The organism is Vibrio coralliilyticus (assembly GCF_024449095.1).
GTDB lineage: Bacteria > Pseudomonadota > Gammaproteobacteria > Enterobacterales > Vibrionaceae > Vibrio > Vibrio coralliilyticus_A.
Window position 1 is genome coordinate 756,619 of the sequence record NZ_CP024628.1, and the last position, 18,580, is coordinate 775,198.

Below are 18,580 nucleotides of genomic sequence, written 5' to 3' on the forward strand. Positions count from 1 at the left end.
TGTGTATTACCGCTATTTATCTGATTTAATTAATAATTAAATGCAGCTGGTACGACCTCTCAAATTTTAGTGAAAGCGTTGTTTCATCATCATGTAATACTCGAAGTGCTTCATTACCAACGGTTATATGTAATGATATTTTGTATTTTTGTTACAAAGTGCTTGAAGTTAATGAAACCGTTAGATAAAAACAGTTAATCATTGTTGCCAGTAGTCAAGGAATAGCTATGCAAATTGGTGTGCCAAAAGAAATACTCGCGGGTGAAACGCGAGTGGCTGCCTCGCCCAAGTCGGTTGAGCAGCTGTTGAAGTTAGGGTTTGATGTTAATGTCGAATCTAGTGCAGGGGAACTTGCAAGTTTTGATGATTCCTCCTTTGAATCATCTGGTGCCAAAATTGTCACCACGGAAGAGGTATGGCAGTCAGACCTCATTCTTAAAGTTAACGCACCAAGCGACGATGAAATCGCCTTAATTAAAGAGGGTGCTACACTCATCAGCTTTATTTGGCCAGCTCAAAACCCAGAGTTGATGGAAAAGCTTTCGAGCAAGAACATTAACGTAATGGCAATGGATTCAGTGCCTCGAATTTCAAGGGCACAAGCGTTAGATGCATTGTCTTCAATGGCCAATATTGCCGGCTACCGTGCAGTGGTTGAAGCTGCCCATGAGTTTGGTCGCTTCTTCACAGGCCAAATTACAGCGGCAGGTAAAGTTCCACCCGCCAAAGTGCTTGTGGCTGGGGCTGGTGTTGCTGGCCTTGCTGCAATTGGGGCTGCTGGTAGCTTAGGGGCAATTGTTCGAGCGTTTGACGTTCGTCCGGAAGTCAAAGAGCAAGTTCAATCGATGGGAGCTGAGTTCCTAGAAGTCGATTTCAAAGAAGATTCTGGTGCGGGCGATGGCTACGCAAAAGAGATGTCAGATGAATTCAACAAAAAAGCGGAAGAGCTCTATGCTGAACAGGCTAAAGATGTTGATATCATTATTACAACGGCACTCATTCCAGGCCGGCCTGCGCCTAAGCTAATCACCAAAGAAATGGTGGATAGCATGAAAGCGGGAAGTGTCATTGTCGACCTAGCGGCTGCTAACGGCGGTAACTGCGAATACACTCAAGCAGATAAAGTCATTACGACTGACAATGGTGTTAAAATTGTCGGTTACACCGATATGGTTGGCCGATTACCGACTCAATCATCTCAACTTTATGCGACTAACTTAGTTAACCTGCTTAAACTACTTTGCAAAGAAAAAGACGGTAATATTGATATCGACTTTGAAGATGTTGTTCTTCGCGGTGTTACGGTTGTTAAAGAAGGAGAAGTGACATGGCCTGCTCCTCCGATAAAAGTATCAGCTCAGCCGCAACAGAAACCTGCTGAGCCAGAGAAAGTTGAAGAAAAAATCGCAGAGCCAGTTTCTCCGGTCAAGAAGCTTGCCGCTTTAGCTATTGGTGTTGGTGCTTTTGCTTGGATTGCGTCTGTCGCGCCTGCAGCATTTCTCTCTCACTTTACGGTGTTCGTCCTCGCGTGTGTTGTAGGTTATTACGTTGTCTGGAACGTAACGCACGCACTCCATACTCCTCTTATGTCTGTGACTAATGCAATTTCAGGCATCATTGTTGTTGGTGCTTTATTGCAGATAGGTCAGGGGAATGGGGTTGTATCTTTCTTGGCATTTATTGCCGTTTTAATTGCAAGTATCAACATTTTTGGTGGCTTCACCGTCACTAAACGTATGCTTGAAATGTTCCGTAAAGACTAAGGAGTAACGAGAATGTCTGCAGGATTAGTACAAGCAGCTTATATTGTTGCTGCATTATTCTTTATTTTGAGCCTAGCTGGTTTATCCAAACAAGAATCAGCGAAATCAGGTAATTACTACGGTATTGCCGGTATGACGATCGCCTTGATTGCAACGATCTTTGGTCCTGAATCTCAAGGCTTTGTTTGGATCATTATCGCAATGGCAATTGGTGGCACCATTGGTATTCATTACGCTAAGAAAGTAGAAATGACCGAAATGCCGGAGTTGGTTGCAATTCTTCATAGCTTTGTTGGTATGGCTGCGGTTTTGGTGGGCTACAACAGCTACCTAGATGCACCAGAAGCTGCGACACACGCTGAACATGTGATTCATTTAGTTGAAGTCTTCTTGGGTGTGTTCATCGGTGCGGTAACTTTTACGGGCTCTGTTGTCGCATTTGGTAAGCTTCGAGGTATTGTTTCATCTTCTCCTTTGAACCTTCCGCACAAACATAAAATGAACTTGGCAGCAGTTGTTGTTTCGACTTTGCTTATGATGCATTTTGTGAACGCTGATGGCAGCATGTTCGCACTTATTGTAATGACATTGATTGCATTCGCGTTTGGTTATCATCTTGTCGCTTCTATCGGCGGTGCTGATATGCCAGTCGTCGTTTCAATGCTTAACTCTTACTCTGGTTGGGCTGCCGCAGCGGCAGGCTTCATGCTTGCAAACGATCTTCTCATCGTAACGGGGGCTTTGGTTGGTTCTTCAGGCGCCATCCTTTCGTACATTATGTGCAAAGCAATGAACCGTTCGTTTGTCAGTGTTATCGCAGGCGGTTTTGGTCAGGAAATTTCTATTTCAACCGATGTTGAGCATGGAGAGCACCGTGAATCCACTGCGGATGAAGTCGCTGAAATGCTGAAAAACTCTAAGTCGGTGATTATCACTCCAGGTTACGGAATGGCTGTTGCTCAAGCACAATACCCAGTTCATGAAATTACTGAGAAGCTGAGAGCTAAGGGTATAAAAGTACGTTTTGGCATTCACCCAGTTGCTGGCCGGTTACCGGGTCACATGAACGTACTTTTGGCAGAAGCGAAAGTTCCGTACGATATCGTTCTGGAAATGGATGAAATTAACGACGATTTTGATGAAACCGACACAGTTCTCGTGATTGGTGCAAACGATACTGTTAATCCAGCAGCGCAAGAAGATCCAAACAGTCCGATTGCTGGCATGCCGGTTCTAGAAGTTTGGAATGCGAAAAACGTTATTGTGTTTAAGCGCTCTATGAACACAGGTTATGCAGGAGTGCAAAACCCGCTGTTCTTTAAAGACAATACACAGATGCTATTTGGTGACGCGAAAGAGAGTGTAGACGCCATTTCTAAAGCTCTGTAACATAGTCTAACTAAGTAAGAAGCCAGCAACTGCTGGCTTCTTTTGTTTTCTGAGTAGCATTATTGACACCAATATTACATTTGAAATTTATATTTTTGCCATAATGTTTTACTCTAAATCTAACCTACTGATTTATAGAATTTTTGCATTGATTAGAACGGTTTTCAATATATTAACAGTATGTACAGCAGCATTGAGTTTCAGTGCTAATGCTGATTCGCTGCCTGAACGCATCGATCAATTTGTCGATTCTTTCAGCCAGGATCAATTCAGTGCATCTTACGATATTCGTATCATACAATCTGATTACCCAACCCGTTTGATCACCCCAGATTCAATGCTTCCTCAGACCTCGTCTTATCCATTGAAAGATATTCAACGTTTGTATCAACTGGCACAAAACTGTACTGGGAAACTGCCGTTAAGCCCGTTGATTACTGAACCGTTGGTATTTACTCGAGCAGTTTGTAAAGGGACAAAGCTGAGTGAAAAATGGTTTGCACGCAGTGGGTTAATTCACCCGGGTGGCGGTACTTATGCCAAACGTTATGTTTCGTTACATCCTGAAAGACAAGAGCAGCTCCAACAGTATATGCATATTAAGGAGAGGCCATTAGCGCCAAGGGAAACACTGCTTGGCCGCTTGCAAAGAATGAACGAAGAAACAATACTCGCGTTGCTTTCAGGATCGAGTATGTTTCTTGAGCAGGGTGAGATGTGGCTACGTCAAAATGATAGTTACTTAGTTTTCCCAGAAAGTATTTGGAAACAAAATGCAGATGACGCAGGATTAAGTGTTCAGCTAAAAAGCGAGTCGAATAGCTGTTTTGTCCAAAGGGGGAATCTCTGTTGGGATGTTGAAGATCACTCTCAGATACTTCGAGTCAGCATGGTCATATTGGTTATTGCCAATATTCTGTTGGTTTTAGGATGGTCTGTTTACCGTTGGAACACTAAACGCCAAGAAATGAAGAGTCGAATGTTGATTCTTCAGATACTAACACATGAACTTAGAACCCCGATCGCGAGTCTATCTCTAACGGTCGAAGGTTTTCGGCGTGAGTTCGAAAAGCTGCCTGAGTCAGTTTATGATGAGTTTCGTCGACTGTGTGAAGACTCTCGGCGCTTAAGACAGCTGGCTGAAGCCAGCAAAGATTACTTACAATCAGACAATAAACCTCTGGCCACCGAATGGGTGCCATCAGTGAAAGAATGGTTAGAGTTTAAAGTTGATGAAGAATTTAATGGCAAGATCCAATTAGCAGTCAATCATGATGTAGCAGCAAAGCTGAATGTTTATTGGCTAGGAACTTGTATTGATAACCTGATACGCAACGCGACCAAATATGGTGTTGCGCCGATAGTGCTGGATGTCAGCACTGATGATAATTTAATTACCGTTAAAGTGATAGACCAAGGCGAGTTAACTCAAAAAGATTGGCGACAATTACGTAAGCCATTTGTTAGTAAAGCTGGTCTTGGTTTAGGCTTAACAATCGTTGAATCTATGGTAGGCAGAATGGGGGGTAAAATGACCCTGATTGGACCGCCAACAACGTTTATATTGGAGATACCTTGTGAAACAGACACTGCTTCTTGTTGAAGACGATAAAAACCTAGCCGATGGCCTGTTAGTCAGCCTAGAACAAGCAGGGTATGAATGTTTTCACTCTGAAACCATTGCTGATGTAGAGCAATATTGGGATAAGGCGGATCTTGTTATTTTGGACCGTCAATTGCCGGATGGTGATTCCGTAGAGCATCTGGTTGGCTGGAAGGCGATAAAAGATGTTCCTGTCATTTTGTTAACCGCACTGGTAACAGTAAAAGACAAGGTTACGGGGTTAGATGCGGGAGCAAACGACTATCTAACGAAGCCTTTTGCGGAAGCTGAGCTTTTTGCTCGTATTCGTGCTCAGCTGAGAGCGCCTGAGTCTGATGCTCAAGATGACAGCAAAGTAAAAACTCAACATTTAGTGATAGATAAAGCAACTCGTGAAGTCTTTTATAAAGATGAGTCCATTACATTAACCCGAACTGAATTCGATTTGCTTTTATTCTTAGCAAGTAACTTAGGCCGCGTATTTACTCGTGACGAGCTACTCGATCATGTTTGGGGGTACAATCATTTCCCAACGACTCGAACAGTCGATACTCATGTTCTTCAGTTACGACAGAAGCTGCCTGGATTGGAAATTGAAACCCTTCGTGGGGTTGGCTACAAAATGAAGGCCTGATGAAATTTAAAGCGTTACTTCTAGGCGTGCTAGCTAGCACGCCTACCTCTGCGGCTAATATCCCATGGTTTGAGAGTAATTCTCCGCTAACTCAAGCCCACCGTTATTTGCTGAATAATGATCTCCCAGCGATGTTTACATCGTTAGTTGAAGTTTGGCAACAGGAGAAGAATAGAGCAATCTCACCACACCTTAATGAGCTGTTTCAGCAGTCACTTCAAGTTGATTGCGGCAAAGGTCTAGATTCAAAACCCTTCCCTGACTGGATAAAAGGGGTTACGGTTCGTGCAATCGAAACCCAAAGCCCAGGACGAGATTCATATCGTGCGCTAATTGAAATTGCGTCTCGAAAAGATGTCACTGATATTTCACTCTCTCGCTGGGTGCAGAAAAGCATTTCTACAGATAATTCCTTTGTTAAGCTAGCTGAAAATGAAGAACAGATTAAATCATACGTTAAGCGTTACAATCTAAACAGCAAAATCCCTATGGGCTTATATCGCTTAGATGTTACAGCCAAAGATCAGACTTCATGGAGCTCTTGGATAGTATTCGGCGAACCGAAGGCAAAAGTCACGGTACGCTGGCAATCCAAAGATCAATGGAGGGTCGAAAGAAATGCGTTATTGAATTCTCATTGCCCTTTGCCAAAGTTAGATACGGCTCTATATAACTATGTTGATGGACAATATAATAAAGTGTGGGGAGACACCTATGAGTCCGATTATCCAAACGCTTTAGAACCGAATATTGTTGAACCCGGTCGATACGTCTTAGCCGTATCCATGACTCATCAAAGATGGCAAGGCCCAATAATTGTTGAACAGTCCCAAATAATTAGTAAAACATATGACGTTTCTATAGAGGAATAATTAAAGTTAAGACACAATAGGACGATATAAACATAAGGAAATAGAAAGTTTATATCGATATGAAAAATTCAATAAAAATCTTATCGTTGTCTATCGCTTTGGCTTCAACAAGTTCCTATGCAGCCACCTATGCAGTAGAAGCACGAGGCGATGCAATGGGGGGAGTCGGGGTTGTTTCTGCAAACTTCTTAACAGCACCTTTCTACAACCCAGCCATCACAGCAATCTATAGACGCAACGACGATGTTGGTATGATCATCCCCTCATTTGGCTTAGCCTATAATGATGAGCACGAGATGGTTGATGGATTAGACCAAGCTGCTGACATCATTAATAGTGCTGTCAGTAGCAATAGTATTACTTCTGAAGATGCTGCTCGACTTCAAACTACCCTCAATGGTTTAGAAAATGATATTGCAAAGCTCGAAATTGGGGGGGTAGTCGCTTTCGCAATACCAAATAGTTTTATTGCAGCGAACCTTTTCGGTAAGGCCTATGCGGAATCATTTGCACAAACAGATATCTACACCGATGCTGACACTGGTAATAGTGATTTAAACGTGGCCGTTAATGCTGAACTCAGCACTGTCAACGCAGTTGCTATTGGGGTGACTGAAGTTGGTATTTCTCTGGCTAAGTATCAAACCTTCCTTGGCCAACACATATCTTTTGGTATTTCACCTAAGATTCAACGTGTCTACACCTATGTGTATAGTGCAAACATAAATAATTATGATATCAAAGACGTCCGAGACAATGGCACTGGCGAAACCATGTTTAACATGGATGCTGGTTTCCTTTGGTTCCATGGGCCTTTACGCGCTGGTGTATCAGCGATGAACCTTGTTTCCCGAGATATTATGACTCAGGAGCTCGGTGAGCAGACTTTAGAATCATCTATTTCAAGTGAGACTAGATCTATTCCTGCATCTTCATACGCTTATGAAATGAAACCTCAATACACAGTTGGCGTGGGCTTAGTTGCCGACTACGCTACACTAAGTGTCGATTACGATATTAATGAAGATGAGCGTTACACAAATTTTAATGATAACACTCAATATCTGAGAGTCGGCGGTGAAATCGACATCATGCGTCAACTTAAGCTAAGGGCAGGGTGGCGACGTAATCTCGCCTATGACAATCTAGACGATACTATTACTGCTGGTATAGGTCTATCACCATTGAACCTGTTCCAAATGGATGTCGGTGCAAGTTACACCAACGAAAACTCAATGGGTGCCTATATCAACTTCTTAGGAAGTTATTAGAAGTTCTGGTGATAATAAAGAAATCATAATATAGTCGGCTCCTAAGTAAATAGGAGCCTTTTTTATGCTAGATGATTTCCCATCTCTATCTCACCATGAACAACAAAAAGCTGTTGAAAAAATCCAAGAGCTAATGGCACAGGGGATAAGTACAGCAGAAGCCATCAAAATTGTCGCTGAAGAAATCAGACAGCAAGCAAAGCCAAAAGAGTAGAGCCGTTTATTTATATAGGAGAGAGCAGGAAACTGCTCTCTTTTTATTTACACTGCAAAGATATTTTCCATAGGAAATTATCTTTGAGCCAAAATGAATCACACGATTAAGTAATGAGAATTTCACACTAAGTCATTTAAATACAATGAGTTAGAATGAGATATTCATCTCCACAACAAAGTGGCGCACCCCTTTGTTGTAATTTAATTACAAAGAGTAACCTTTTATCTGTAAGCACTCACTATTCCATAGCATTTTGTTCTTATGAGTTATGGTGTCACAGATAGCTTTTGGAATGTTTGGATTAGAAAGAAATGTTAGAGTCCGATCTCTGAGCGTAGAAATGATAAGTTGTAATATGACAGAAAGCTCTAGTTTGACTTCACTATAAAAAGATACAGTGTCACTTATTGGCTGTGATTATAAGAGGTAAATACGAGATAAAAGGCAGATAATTTAATATCTAAACATTGTGGGGGCGGACATCAAACGCTCGCTATAAATTGAAATCAACGAACGTAGATTCAACTAACTTATCATTAGAGTATCTTTTTAATGGATACGCGACTGAGTCAGGACGATAAACAGCCTTATACTGGGCAAGTTTCTTCATAATAGGCTCGAGAACTTTCTTGCCGTCGATATACTTTGGTTGAAACCCTAACAACAGGTTCAGTTCGTAGGAAAGAAGATATTTATCATTTTCGAGTGGATGGATTGCAACCCACGAGTAACAGTTAATGGTGAGCTTTGGAATTACACTGATATCAGCATCACTCAAACCATCATATTGGCCATTGTTTTCACAAAGCTTAAAGCGCATTACGACTGGTTCAAAATCGATAGTTAAAACCACAGTTCGATCTTTCTTGCCTTCGCGACTATAGGTAAACATCACATTCTTTTTGTTAGTTCTTGGTACGCCAATAACATGCTCATACTCAACATTCTCAATAAATGATAAATCCTCCTTAATAGTGGTAGAACAGCCAGATAAAAGAAGAAGAGAAAGAGAGAGAGCAAGTACTTTCATTGATTAATCAGTTTCAGCTTTAGATGAACACATAGCATTTTCGCATGAGCTGTATGATAAGTACCAGATGTGGAGGCGGATTTTTTAATGGCTCAAACTGGGCATTAGTAAATTGCGCCCACAATCCAAGTACGCATTATGTCTACTTATGTTCAATGGTTTTCATGTTAAAACAATCAATAGGTTAATAAATTCTTTCGTTTTTGAGAGAGTAAATCATGAAGTATCACGAAATGACAAAAAACTATATTTTTCGTGAGTTTGAATGCGGTTTATCAGTAGAGGATGCAGCGCATCTTTGTTTCAAAAGTGTGAGGACAATCAAGGGATGGGATAGGGGGAATTCCATTCCTCCAGAGTGTAAACGGTTGATGCGAATGAGTAGGGGCAGAGAACTAAGTTCATGTGAAGACTGGAAAAACTTTGTAATGAGATATGATCGTTTAGAACTCCCAACTGGACAGTTGGTCACAGCACAGCAAGTGCTGATAGGCATTGCCCTACTAGAGTTAGGTGCTTCGAACGACATAGGAGTTGCGCGAAAAATATTAAGAAATGCGCGAGTATTAAAACGTCTAATATAACCAAAGAGGCTCAATTTGAGCCCCTTTTTATTTTTGATTCAGCTTTTCTATCTTGGCTAACCAAGAACTAAAATGTTTACATTGCCTACGAATTTCATCAAGACCAATATCATCGGCAATTAACGGGCCATGAACGGTCTTCTTATAACTTGGCATTACTGAAAGTATACGCTTCGAAGGGGCAGTTTGTGGGCTATTGTTAATATGTTCTGGGCTAGCGAAAGAATCTTTTATGGCTATAAGCTTTTCTATCGCATCATCATTATCATCTAGCCAGTAACCAAAATGGGTTGGGTCACAAAAAAGATAAGCTTCATATTCGTGTAATGTTAAGTTACCAATGAAGTTTGGCTGATCAATATCGTTTTCGAAGGCGGTTTCTAGGTGGTTAACCTTTTCAAATAGATCTCGTTTAGCTGTTAACTCTGGAGCACGTATTTCTGGAAAGTCAGTAGGCAAGGCATAAAAATCAATCAATGTAGTCACATAAGCATCATTGTCAGATTTACACAGCTTTTCAATTTGGTGTTTGATTTTACCATAACTTACAATACCTCCTTTATGGCCTCTGCTTGTTTGAGCCAGTATAGGTACAAAGAAGATATTCTGTAGAGCGAAGTGAGGGGCTAGAACATCTGTTACAAAAGTTTCTTCGGTTTGGCCCTCAACAAAAATCTTAACACGTATCAACGTTGTGGCCTCCCACCCAATAAGTTTTTCTTCCACATTTCACCTAGACTGTAATCTTGCAGCCATTCGTTGAGGTGCTCTTCTTCTAAGCGTTTGAAAGTAGATGCGCCGTCCACTCTATCAACAACTATTAAATCTTCGATATCAAATTCGTTAACTAATTCAACAGATTGAGTTGATACTATCAACTGATGTTCATTGCTCGCAGCCGAAATTAAAGCAGCTAAAACCGATATTGCGTATGGATGTAAGCCCAACTCTGGCTCATCTACAATAATCGCACTTGGCATAAACTCTTCAGGTTGCAATAGAACTGTAGCCAAACAGATAAAGCGTAGCGTTCCGTCCGAAAGTTCGTTTGCTTTGAAAGGTATGTCTTGATCTTTTTCTGTCCATTCCAATTCAATAAAGTCTGAATTACTTGCTGTAGACCTTAGATAAAAATCACCAAAGAAAGGAGCCACCATTTGAATAGTTTTAACTATACGCTTGTAGTTGTTTTTATGGTTCTCTTTCAAACGGTAAAGAAATGCGGCCAAGTTGGAGCCATCTTCACGTAAATATTCATTATCATTAATTCGGTGAACCTGCTTTACTTTTGCTGAATCACTTGTATCGTGAAAATGGTAAACTCTCCACATACGCATTATTGGAAGGGTATATTGTTTAACACCAGAACGGTGGTTATCCACCATAGATTCAAAGTGACCAGAATATACACCCATATCACCAGCCATATTCCACCACAGAGATTCACGAGAAAACAACATTCTATTATCGCTGGTCGGCTCTAAATTAAATTTGTACCCGTTGTTTCCGAAATAAAACTCGCCTTTGATGTTATCAGATACTTTCCGACCAAAATGAAGAAGTGCATCTGGGCCACCTGATTTTCCCACCGTAAGTTGCAAACGATGCTCCAATATGGCCGGAATTAATTTTAAAAATCCAATGAAGTTTGATTTTCCCGCTCCATTTGCACCAATTAAAACATTCAAACAGCCCATTTTGATATCACAGTGCTTGATAGACTTGTAGTTTTCAATTAGCAAACGGCTTAGCTGGTCAGAGTTAGTTACTTCTTTCATTCATTAACCTCAGAATTATGTTGAGCTACTAAAGGGTTAAAATGATTGTCTTTATGATGATTCAAAAACTCAGAGACAGCATGTCGAACGATCCACGAGATAGAAACACCGCTTGAGCTTGATATTTTCTGCAACTCTTGGTGTTGTGCTTCTGACAGTGTAAATGCCGTGCGTACAGATTTCATAAGTAAAGTATAGACTTATATATGGTGATTCACAGTGCATCACTATACACCAATCTTGGATACAGTGTTATTTTATTAGTTTGTGATATCTCATTAGATTGCAATAAGCTTGGACTTTCACCCCGTATTACTATACGGGGCGTACTCTGCCCACCACTAGAGTGCTTTTCCTAGCGTCTTTAACGTTCTTTCCCAATGCTGTCTAACAGACGTGTATTTCTTTGTGGAGAAAGAGTAGACCACGTTATTGAACATGATTTGCACGTCTGAGTTACCTGAGAACTCTTTTTTGACGAAGTTAATGCCTTGTTGTGATTTAGGTATCCAATAGGCACGTCCAGAAGAGCATCGCTGAATAAAGTTAACCCATTGGTACTGAACTTTCATTTTGGTGGTTTGACCCTCATCAATACAGAAACGTCCACGGCCAGCAAAGGCGACAACCGATGGGTTATTGTGATTTGAAACGAAGCGAACGTAGTAGTTGTCATCTTCTCTGGACCTTACATAGTGAGCTAGGCCATCAACGGTCCAGTAATCTTTATCATCTGGTTTAATTAAGTCGGCATGCGCTAGATGTGAAGCCAATGACAAAAGCAGAAATGCATACTTAAACATCTCATTTTCCCTTATAGATGTGGTTGATTTATTGATTTCGAAAATGTTCTACAGGAAAGGGATTTAAATATCAAACCGATTGCATTAAATCGTTGGTTAAAGCTTGTAAGGTCTAGGAGTAGGGGATGTATGACAATGACGCACCAAGCTCAACTCTTCTCCTCCTCAGTTTTCGTCGTCGTCGCTTATTCACTGGTGCGCATCGTTTCCACATGAAACCCGTTACAATTATCAAGTGTTGGATTGTAGAGGTACATCACATGAAATTAGTTACACAATTCAAGATTTAATTATGATACCTGTTACAATAATCAAGAGTCATGAAATGAGTTACAGGAATCAAGTTATGAGTGTACAATGCAAAGCTGCGATGGGTGATGACATCAAGAGGCTTCTTTCTGATTTTCAGCACGATGTAGGTATGTTCCGTGAAGGCTATTGTTACATGGAACACCCAGAAACCTCCGTGCGCATTGCTCGTAGCTATATGGATAAGTCCCCTGAGTTCTACTTTTTGGATGGGTGGGGTACGCCACTTAGCGTTAATAATGAGTGTTCTTCTATGAAAAACAAAGACGCCAAAGCACAGCATGGCGGTAAGCGTTCGGGCTCTGGCCGAAAAAAGGGGCTTCCTACTGAAAATGTACGGTTGGTTTCCGCTTTAGCCTTTGAGTGCAAGCAGCTTTCTGATTACTACAAGTCTTGCTCTGATAATGAGCGCTCTAAGATTGAAGTTGCTCTTCGTGATTTATTTCATAGCTTGAGTGCGAATCAGACTGATTAACCTGTACCCGTTAAGCGCCTTAGGTGTAATACGTCCTCGTCCATGTCGCATTCGATTGTGCATTCACTAAGACACTGTCAGAGGCTTGGCAGGACGAAGGTTATTTTTCTTTATCGGGTTATGTGCACTGACCGCGCCGCCCACCAATGACACAATTGCAAAGTTAATCAGGCGGCTTGGTGCTTCGCTTGCACTTCGTGCATTGCTTATCCCTGCGGGGCTTTAAAGCGAGACTTAACGAGTCTGGCCGCCTCCCCAAGGATCCACATAGTGAAGTCATAGAAAAGTTTAATTTCAGGTGAGCCAGATTGAGAGCCACGTTCTATCGGCTCTCTCTGGACAGGTTTACAAAAGACATTAAGACTGGCCGCTTGCTTAGTCAGTTTTAAGAAGCAGTCATCGTAGTGAACAAATTGAATGTCATTGGCGGTCAGGAACGAGTCATTGAGGTGGTACGTGCCTAAAGGGGTAACCGCTTCCAGCGTAACAAAGAAATCAAACCCTTTATCGGTGTGCTTGGTCGCATGGCCTGTGTAGTAAAGCGATTGAATGTCATACATGCCAAGCATATTGCGCAGCAGGTTTAAACGAGCATCTGGATCAACGGCACTAAGGTGAGTCGTATTGCTATCCCCACCATGAGATACATGAGAATGCCCTTGAGCATCCGTTTCACTAGATGGATGAGTTTGTGGGGTATCGGAATTCGAAGCTTGAGTCGTTTGCGCTTGCGTATCTTCCTCAGAATAACGATGAACCAAATCGGATATACCATAGATTAAATACCCCAAACCAAAAATGATAAGTAAGCAGACCGCCATGAATTTCGGACTACGGAATAGTGTGTTCATCTGACCGGATGATTGCGCTTTTCCGGTCGTTGTGGACTTGTACAATAAGAACGCATCAAGCGGGATTTTTTGCGTGGTTAAGTTCGCGTGCGAGCCTTTAGGGATAGAAGGGGTTGTGACCGTCTTGTCATGTCGAAGATGTATGGCTTGCGCTTAGCCCAGAAGTAACCATCACGGCCTTTGTGGAAGAAACATTCTTCAGCACAGGCTTTGATACCGGAGTCAATTTGCTTCCAATCGGGAGAGAGGAGTTCAATATCCCAGTTGTAGTGACGATGACGCATGAACCCCTCGTTAAAAGTGAACGGATAAATAATCCGGCCTTGTTCGTCATACTCAGCGTGGCCGCAGTCATCAATGTCACACGGGTCTAACTCGTCCATGTTAACCGGCACATAGTGAGAGTTGAAAAAATCCTCATACCCCTCAGGTAAGAGAGGAAGGAATTCTTGAAGCGGTCTATACCGAATCTTTTTGATGTCAAAGCCCACTTTAGGCGAATAGATATCCTGGCACTCATCGATGACAATCAACGCCCCAAGCGGTGCCCAGCAAAAGAAGTATTGCCACAGCTCCAAACCACGCTCATTTTTGCTCGATATGCGGATCAATTTGGTGGTTGAAGGAAATTTGATATCAAGGCGTTTTTCCATGATATGAAGTGGTGCCATGCCTTGAATGTTCGTCACCACCACGCGACCCGCTTTCAATGCCTTCAAAACCGTAAAGTAAGCCACATAAGAAGATTTATACGCGCCATTGGCGCCCGTTCTGATACGTACAGCCATCGTGTTACACCCTTGTCATTTTGAGCACAAAGCCAGTCGCAATGAAATTCAAATAAATACTGACGGCTTGAGGGATTTTGAACAGGAACGCATAGAAGCGTATCTCACTAGGCAGAGCATTAAAGGTGCTGATTATCAGCTCAGTCACACCAATTTCATTCAAAAGAAACTCAGCCGTACGATAGGAGAGCTCCAAATATTTAATCAGTAACACAAGACGAATTTTGATATACCAAGCATTGAGATAAATGAAAATCTGCTCAAAGTAACTCGGTGTACTTTCAAAAAAATCGACCACCGTTTGACCCATATCCCCAAGGTTTTGGAGAAGCGTTAAAATCGTTTCCATATCAACTTCCTAATTGACGTAGACCCACAATGACGGCCACATAGAAATCAGCGTACCAAAGCATGGCGCAATGGGATTTATCAGTCAGCAAGCTCTGTATTTCAAGAACATACATGGAAGAACAAAAACGTAATAAGGATTGGCAAATCAACCGGATATCATAGTCAGAGTTGTAAATGATTAAGGATTTACCGATAAGTAAAGGCTCAATTTGCTCCCAGACCATTTGAGAGTTTGTTGACTGGCGAACGTCATCGTTTGAGATCCCGTGAATAGCTTGTGCTTGCTCTGGGATTGGGTCGCATGGACGAACCAAGGAAGTGAACACCACATCACCAGAAACTGCGTCAATCAGTGAGATTTCAACAATCTCAGCATCAGAATCAAGGCCAGTGGTTTCTGTGTCGAGAATGAGTGCGTTAGTGATATCGAGAGTTTTCATTTGAATCCCTTAGTCCGAATACCGATTTATGGGGATTCTAGTTGCCATTAATGGGGATTGTAAATAGCGCAAAATCGGGATTAAACAGCTAAGATAATGACAAACGGAGGTTTTGATATGTATGCAAATGAACTGTTAGATGCCTATAAAAAGGCGCAAAACTACCTACAAGACAAGCAAATAGCACACGATTTGAATATCGAGCCGAACAAAGTAAGTAAAATGCGCAAAGGTATTCGCTATATCTCTGATGAAGAAGCGATTTTTCTTGCGGAAGGTGCAGGATTAGATCCTGAAATAGCATTATTAGGTTGTCACGCTGATCGCAACGATAATCCCAACATCAAAGCGATGTGGGAAAGCATTGCAAAAAAGTTTAATGGGCATGGTTTGCAAGGAATATCAATGGCTTGCGGAGGTTTGATATTGTGGATTGGCAGCCCTAACGAAGCCCTAGCTAAGTGCGCATTATTTACGTTATGTTAAATTATATAAAAAATAGAAAGCGCCAGTTCAAGCGCTCTCTTCTTCTGTTATATGGTATTTCTCAAATTAAACATAATCAGATTTACCATAAAATACCTAATAAACAGTTTGTTTAATCAGAGATTAACAAACCATTATTAGTTGTCCTTAACCGCCAGCGAGTTTCACTGTATGACCTTTCTTTTCAAGGTGAGCCTTTATTTTCTCTCTCGCATCACCTTGAATTTCGATATTGCCATCTTTTACAGAGCCTCCACATCCACACACTTTCTTCAGTTCTGCGGCTAATAGTTTAAGTGGTGCATCATCCAAATCTAACCCAGATACAATACACACGCCTTTGCCTTTGCGCCCTTTGGTTTGTCGCTGGATACGAACAATACCATCACCTTTGGGTCGTTGAACCTTTTCATCTTCAGGTTTGATTCGGCCAACTTCTGTGGAATAAACAAGACTCATAAGTACTACTTCTTCTGTTCGGCTTTTTGTTTAGCCAGCAAGTATGCCTCTATATGCTTCTGGATCGCAAGCTTTCCACCCTTAATGAGTTTGCCGTTAAAGAAACAATACCAAGCGTTAGGCTCACCAGTATCATTTTTTATAGTGTAGCCATGAAAGTTCTCTTGTGCTGGATTACCTTCGGCCTGTTTTTTATTTCCCAGGGAACCAAACTCTTTGGGATCAATTATTGTGGCAGTATCGCAAAACCAATCAATACTCTTTTTTACTGCTGGCATGCTTCCAGACAAAACATGATTTTTGATCTGAACTTGCCATATGTCAGTAGAACTTCCAGCAGTTTTGAGGGTAAAACCTCTATATGTCGCAGCAGCCATAGTCACTTTATTTTAGTAATAAGTTAAATTAATAATAATTGTATATCGCCCTTAATCAAGTATATTGGGTAAGGATAATTCTGTTATAGTGCGCTTGAATGAAGAAAAATATTAGGGTAATCACAGATTTAGATACAAGAAATCGATTCATTAAACTGTTTACTCAATCTGTGAGCATAGACATGATGAATTCACTCACAGATGGTCAATACGCACATAACTCTCTGTTAGCATTAACAAAAGACTGGAATTTATTTTCTGATTATTGCAGGAGGAAATCGGTTAATACTCTTCCCGCTTCTACGGCGGCTGTACGTCTTTTTTTGGAAAGAGAGTCTGCTCAAAGAAAATACTCAACCCTTAGGCGTTACATTGTAACCATTTCACTTGTTCATAAAACGCTAGCAATGAGTGACCCAACAAGTCATTCTAATGTTCAGCAATCATTATCTCAGTTAAGAATCGAGAAATCCGGTGATGCAAGCCCTGCCATCCCTTTTGAACGGCATCACCTTGATCAGCTGACAGAAAAGCTCGACAAGAAACCTTCAATCAAGGTAGTACGTGACCTAGCGATTTATCACTTAATGTTTGAGTGCATGCTAAAGCGTTCAGAGCTGAAACAATTAACTCGAAACAACATTAAACTAGGAACGAATGATTGTCTTGTTTTTATTGGAGACTCAACCTACACACTTACAGATAATGCTTACAAATATTTATCAAAGTGGTTGAAGACGCTACCTATACAGAATACATTTTTGTTTAGTGCCATTGATAAGCATGGAAATATTAGTACTGACCAATTGAATGATTCTTCTATTTATAGAATTTTGAGATCAGCAAGTGACAAGCTAAAATTAAACGTCAAATTCTCAGGTCAGTCATTGAGAGTTGGAGCCGTGAAGGAAATGTCACGCAAAGGGATAAAGACGGTGGATATTCAACACTATGGTCGATGGTTAAGCCCTGCGATGCCTTATCAATACTTGGGAAATAAGGTCATCGCAGAAGCAGAAATGATGATATTTAAACGTTTTAAACCGTGGGATTAAAGTGAGCGTCTTATACAATCTGCTAGGAACTCGGAGAATTTTAAGCCACTGTGCTCGACCATTTTAGGAAACATCGAAATCGGTGTCATACCGGGAAAAGTATTGACCTCATTCAAATACACATCACCATCCGGAGTAAGGAAAAAATCGATACGAGACAAATGACGAAGTTTCATCTGTCTGAACACTTTTTCAGAAGCCTGCTGGATAATGAGTCGTTGATCGTCAGTCAGATCCGTCGCTTCAACATCTGTTGTCGAATGGCTATCTGCACTGTATTTCTCTTCGTATGAATAGAACGTGTCTTCCGGCGCTTTAATTTCTCCTGGTGGCGTCACATGCAATTGGCCTTTGTATTCATACGCTGCAACTTCTAATTCGCGGGGTTTGACGGCTTTTTCTACTAAGACTTGATCTGAATATCCAAACGCATCATTGATTGCTCTTTGAAGTTGAGCTTTTTCTGTCACTTTATAACAGCCAACAGAAGAACCTTGTCTTGCTGCTTTAACGAATACACTACCCCACTGCTCGAACGCCGCTAAGCTTTGATCATATGCTAACTTATTGTTTTCAGACAAAAAGATATATGGTGTATTTGGAATGGAAAGAGCGTCGTACCAAAGTTTCGACGTGATCTTGTTAAAGCTATTCGCACTGGCTTCAGGGCCACAACCCAAATAAGGAATACCTGTAAGCTCAAGCATCGATTGGATATCACCTGTTTCCCCCGGAAAACCATGAATGCATGGCACAACAAAATCCAGTTTTGTTGCATTTACTTCAGAGTTCAAAGTTCCAGCGTTTGTATCGAGATAAACCAGTTGCTCCCCTTGATACCAACCTTCAGGTTTCATTTCTACTCGAATCACCTCAAATTCAGGTGTTAACTCAAGTTGGGATTGTACGAAATCTGCTGAAATGAGCGACACTTCATGCTCAGCCGAACCGCCACCACAAAGTAGTAAAATTGTTGTATTCGCCATTAAGGATCTTTCCGTGAAATAACAGAGGGATTAGTAGAGTTAATCATAATAAAAACTCG

General features: G+C 41.3%; 20 protein-coding genes and 1 pseudogene. 11 read left to right on the top strand and 10 right to left on the bottom strand.

Annotation, left to right across the window (positions count from 1 at the left end; translation table 11 throughout):
- Window positions 1–227 precede the first annotated feature (227 nt).
- From pntA to CTT30_RS19045, 7 genes are all read left to right on the top strand, one after another.
- Entirely contained in the window at window positions 228–1,763 is a 1,536-nt protein-coding gene (pntA, locus tag CTT30_RS19015) for a Re/Si-specific NAD(P)(+) transhydrogenase subunit alpha (RefSeq protein WP_239864091.1), read from the top strand.
- A 12-nt stretch (window positions 1,764–1,775) separates the two neighbouring features.
- Complete coding sequence (gene pntB, locus CTT30_RS19020; RefSeq protein WP_252037543.1) at window positions 1,776–3,152, top strand: Re/Si-specific NAD(P)(+) transhydrogenase subunit beta; 1,377 nt, start codon at window positions 1,776–1,778, stop codon at window positions 3,150–3,152.
- Window positions 3,153–3,255: 103 nt separating this feature from the next.
- Window positions 3,256–4,755: a sensor histidine kinase VxrA gene (gene vxrA, locus CTT30_RS19025; protein WP_252037544.1), complete on the top strand. Its 1,500-nt coding sequence runs from the start codon at window positions 3,256–3,258 to the stop codon at window positions 4,753–4,755.
- Complete coding sequence (gene vxrB / locus CTT30_RS19030; RefSeq protein ID WP_239838957.1) at window positions 4,730–5,389, top strand: response regulator transcription factor VxrB; 660 nt, start codon at window positions 4,730–4,732, stop codon at window positions 5,387–5,389. The genes vxrA and vxrB overlap by 26 nt, the downstream gene beginning before the upstream one ends.
- Window positions 5,389–6,261, top strand: a complete 873-nt coding sequence (locus tag CTT30_RS19035; protein ID WP_239838966.1) for a DUF2861 family protein — start codon at window positions 5,389–5,391, stop codon at window positions 6,259–6,261. The genes vxrB and CTT30_RS19035 overlap by 1 nt, the downstream gene beginning before the upstream one ends.
- A 59-nt stretch (window positions 6,262–6,320) precedes the next feature.
- Window positions 6,321–7,532 carry a conjugal transfer protein TraF gene (gene traF / locus CTT30_RS19040; RefSeq protein WP_252037546.1) on the top strand — a complete coding sequence of 404 codons (1,212 nt, stop codon included), beginning with the start codon at window positions 6,321–6,323 and terminating at the stop codon, window positions 7,530–7,532.
- A 64-nt stretch (window positions 7,533–7,596) separates the two neighbouring features.
- Window positions 7,597–7,746: a YoaH family protein gene (locus CTT30_RS19045; RefSeq protein WP_252037548.1), complete on the top strand. Its 150-nt coding sequence runs from the start codon at window positions 7,597–7,599 to the stop codon at window positions 7,744–7,746.
- A 496-nt stretch (window positions 7,747–8,242) separates the two neighbouring features.
- On the opposite strand, the gene CTT30_RS19050 is transcribed toward CTT30_RS19045, so the two are convergent.
- Complete coding sequence (locus CTT30_RS19050; protein WP_252037550.1) at window positions 8,243–8,779, bottom strand: hypothetical protein; 537 nt, start codon at window positions 8,777–8,779, stop codon at window positions 8,243–8,245.
- A gap of 218 nt (window positions 8,780–8,997) precedes the next feature.
- Here CTT30_RS19050 and CTT30_RS19055 point away from each other — a divergent pair, with 218 nt between their 5' ends.
- Window positions 8,998–9,363: a regulator gene (locus CTT30_RS19055; RefSeq protein WP_252037551.1), complete on the top strand. Its 366-nt coding sequence runs from the start codon at window positions 8,998–9,000 to the stop codon at window positions 9,361–9,363.
- A 27-nt stretch (window positions 9,364–9,390) separates the two neighbouring features.
- Here CTT30_RS19055 and CTT30_RS19060 read toward each other — a convergent pair whose 3' ends face one another.
- The 3 genes from CTT30_RS19060 to CTT30_RS19070 form a co-directional block, all read right to left on the bottom strand.
- Window positions 9,391–10,089 (bottom strand): DUF4276 family protein, encoded by a 699-nt coding sequence (locus tag CTT30_RS19060; RefSeq protein WP_252037553.1) that lies wholly within the window; start codon window positions 10,087–10,089, stop codon window positions 9,391–9,393.
- Window positions 10,050–11,141 (bottom strand): AAA family ATPase, encoded by a 1,092-nt coding sequence (locus CTT30_RS19065; RefSeq protein WP_252037554.1) that lies wholly within the window; start codon window positions 11,139–11,141, stop codon window positions 10,050–10,052. The genes CTT30_RS19060 and CTT30_RS19065 overlap by 40 nt, the downstream gene beginning before the upstream one ends.
- Before the next feature lie 341 nt (window positions 11,142–11,482).
- Window positions 11,483–11,944, bottom strand: a complete 462-nt coding sequence (locus tag CTT30_RS19070) for a hypothetical protein (protein WP_252037555.1) — start codon at window positions 11,942–11,944, stop codon at window positions 11,483–11,485.
- A gap of 346 nt (window positions 11,945–12,290) precedes the next feature.
- Between CTT30_RS19070 and CTT30_RS19075 the strand changes: the two genes are divergently transcribed.
- Entirely contained in the window at window positions 12,291–12,728 is a 438-nt protein-coding gene (locus tag CTT30_RS19075; RefSeq protein ID WP_252037557.1) for a hypothetical protein, read from the top strand.
- 206 nt (window positions 12,729–12,934) lie between these two features.
- Here the strand turns inward: CTT30_RS19075 and CTT30_RS19080 are convergent.
- The 3 genes and pseudogenes from CTT30_RS19080 to CTT30_RS19090 form a co-directional block, all read right to left on the bottom strand.
- Window positions 12,935–14,367: pseudogene (locus CTT30_RS19080) on the bottom strand (zonular occludens toxin domain-containing protein).
- 4 nt (window positions 14,368–14,371) lie between these two features.
- Window positions 14,372–14,716 carry a DUF2523 family protein gene (locus CTT30_RS19085; RefSeq protein WP_252036665.1) on the bottom strand — a complete coding sequence of 115 codons (345 nt, stop codon included), beginning with the start codon at window positions 14,714–14,716 and terminating at the stop codon, window positions 14,372–14,374.
- A gap of 1 nt (window position 14,717) precedes the next feature.
- Window positions 14,718–15,158 (bottom strand): 3'-5' exonuclease, encoded by a 441-nt coding sequence (locus CTT30_RS19090; protein ID WP_252036666.1) that lies wholly within the window; start codon window positions 15,156–15,158, stop codon window positions 14,718–14,720.
- Between the two features lie 117 nt (window positions 15,159–15,275).
- On the opposite strand from CTT30_RS19090, the gene CTT30_RS19095 reads away from it, so the two are divergent.
- Window positions 15,276–15,644: a DUF3693 domain-containing protein gene (locus tag CTT30_RS19095; RefSeq protein ID WP_252036667.1), complete on the top strand. Its 369-nt coding sequence runs from the start codon at window positions 15,276–15,278 to the stop codon at window positions 15,642–15,644.
- A gap of 147 nt (window positions 15,645–15,791) precedes the next feature.
- Here the strand turns inward: CTT30_RS19095 and yciH are convergent, their stop codons facing one another.
- Together yciH and CTT30_RS19105 are read right to left on the bottom strand one after the other, a co-directional pair.
- Window positions 15,792–16,103 (bottom strand): stress response translation initiation inhibitor YciH, encoded by a 312-nt coding sequence (gene yciH, locus CTT30_RS19100; protein WP_239864086.1) that lies wholly within the window; start codon window positions 16,101–16,103, stop codon window positions 15,792–15,794.
- Window positions 16,104–16,108: 5 nt separating this feature from the next.
- Complete coding sequence (locus tag CTT30_RS19105) at window positions 16,109–16,480, bottom strand: DUF3319 domain-containing protein (RefSeq protein WP_239874653.1); 372 nt, start codon at window positions 16,478–16,480, stop codon at window positions 16,109–16,111.
- A 98-nt stretch (window positions 16,481–16,578) separates the two neighbouring features.
- Here CTT30_RS19105 and CTT30_RS19110 point away from each other — a divergent pair, with 98 nt between their 5' ends.
- Window positions 16,579–17,535, top strand: a complete 957-nt coding sequence (locus tag CTT30_RS19110) for a tyrosine-type recombinase/integrase (protein WP_252036668.1) — start codon at window positions 16,579–16,581, stop codon at window positions 17,533–17,535.
- Here the strand turns inward: CTT30_RS19110 and CTT30_RS19115 are convergent.
- A complete protein-coding gene (locus CTT30_RS19115; protein ID WP_252036669.1) occupies window positions 17,532–18,521 on the bottom strand; it encodes a D-alanine--D-alanine ligase in 990 nt (329 codons plus the stop codon). The genes CTT30_RS19110 and CTT30_RS19115 overlap by 4 nt on opposite strands.
- Between the last annotated feature and the right edge of the window lie 59 nt (window positions 18,522–18,580).

Excerpts from the sequence above, each read along its gene's own strand:
- traF (WP_252037546.1), top strand. The coding sequence starts at position 6,321 with ATGAAAAATTCAATAAAAATCTTATCGTTGTCTATCGCTTTGGCTTCA.
- pntA (WP_239864091.1), top strand. The coding sequence starts at position 228 with ATGCAAATTGGTGTGCCAAAAGAAATACTCGCGGGTGAAACGCGAGTG.
- yciH (WP_239864086.1), bottom strand. The coding sequence starts at position 16,103 with ATGAGTCTTGTTTATTCCACAGAAGTTGGCCGAATCAAACCTGAAGAT.
- pntB (WP_252037543.1), top strand. The coding sequence starts at position 1,776 with ATGTCTGCAGGATTAGTACAAGCAGCTTATATTGTTGCTGCATTATTC.
- CTT30_RS19090 (WP_252036666.1), bottom strand. The coding sequence starts at position 15,158 with ATGAAAACTCTCGATATCACTAACGCACTCATTCTCGACACAGAAACC.
- CTT30_RS19055 (WP_252037551.1), top strand. The coding sequence starts at position 8,998 with ATGAAGTATCACGAAATGACAAAAAACTATATTTTTCGTGAGTTTGAA.
- CTT30_RS19105 (WP_239874653.1), bottom strand. The coding sequence starts at position 16,480 with ATGGCTGCTGCGACATATAGAGGTTTTACCCTCAAAACTGCTGGAAGT.
- vxrA (WP_252037544.1), top strand. The coding sequence starts at position 3,256 with ATGTTTTACTCTAAATCTAACCTACTGATTTATAGAATTTTTGCATTG.
- CTT30_RS19085 (WP_252036665.1), bottom strand. The coding sequence starts at position 14,716 with ATGGAAACGATTTTAACGCTTCTCCAAAACCTTGGGGATATGGGTCAA.
- CTT30_RS19035 (WP_239838966.1), top strand. The coding sequence starts at position 5,389 with ATGAAATTTAAAGCGTTACTTCTAGGCGTGCTAGCTAGCACGCCTACC.
- CTT30_RS19070 (WP_252037555.1), bottom strand. The coding sequence starts at position 11,944 with ATGTTTAAGTATGCATTTCTGCTTTTGTCATTGGCTTCACATCTAGCG.
- CTT30_RS19095 (WP_252036667.1), top strand. The coding sequence starts at position 15,276 with ATGTATGCAAATGAACTGTTAGATGCCTATAAAAAGGCGCAAAACTAC.
- CTT30_RS19110 (WP_252036668.1), top strand. The coding sequence starts at position 16,579 with ATGAAGAAAAATATTAGGGTAATCACAGATTTAGATACAAGAAATCGA.
- CTT30_RS19050 (WP_252037550.1), bottom strand. The coding sequence starts at position 8,779 with ATGAAAGTACTTGCTCTCTCTCTTTCTCTTCTTCTTTTATCTGGCTGT.
- CTT30_RS19065 (WP_252037554.1), bottom strand. The coding sequence starts at position 11,141 with ATGAAAGAAGTAACTAACTCTGACCAGCTAAGCCGTTTGCTAATTGAA.
- CTT30_RS19075 (WP_252037557.1), top strand. The coding sequence starts at position 12,291 with ATGAGTGTACAATGCAAAGCTGCGATGGGTGATGACATCAAGAGGCTT.
- CTT30_RS19045 (WP_252037548.1), top strand. The coding sequence starts at position 7,597 with ATGCTAGATGATTTCCCATCTCTATCTCACCATGAACAACAAAAAGCT.
- CTT30_RS19115 (WP_252036669.1), bottom strand. The coding sequence starts at position 18,521 with ATGGCGAATACAACAATTTTACTACTTTGTGGTGGCGGTTCGGCTGAG.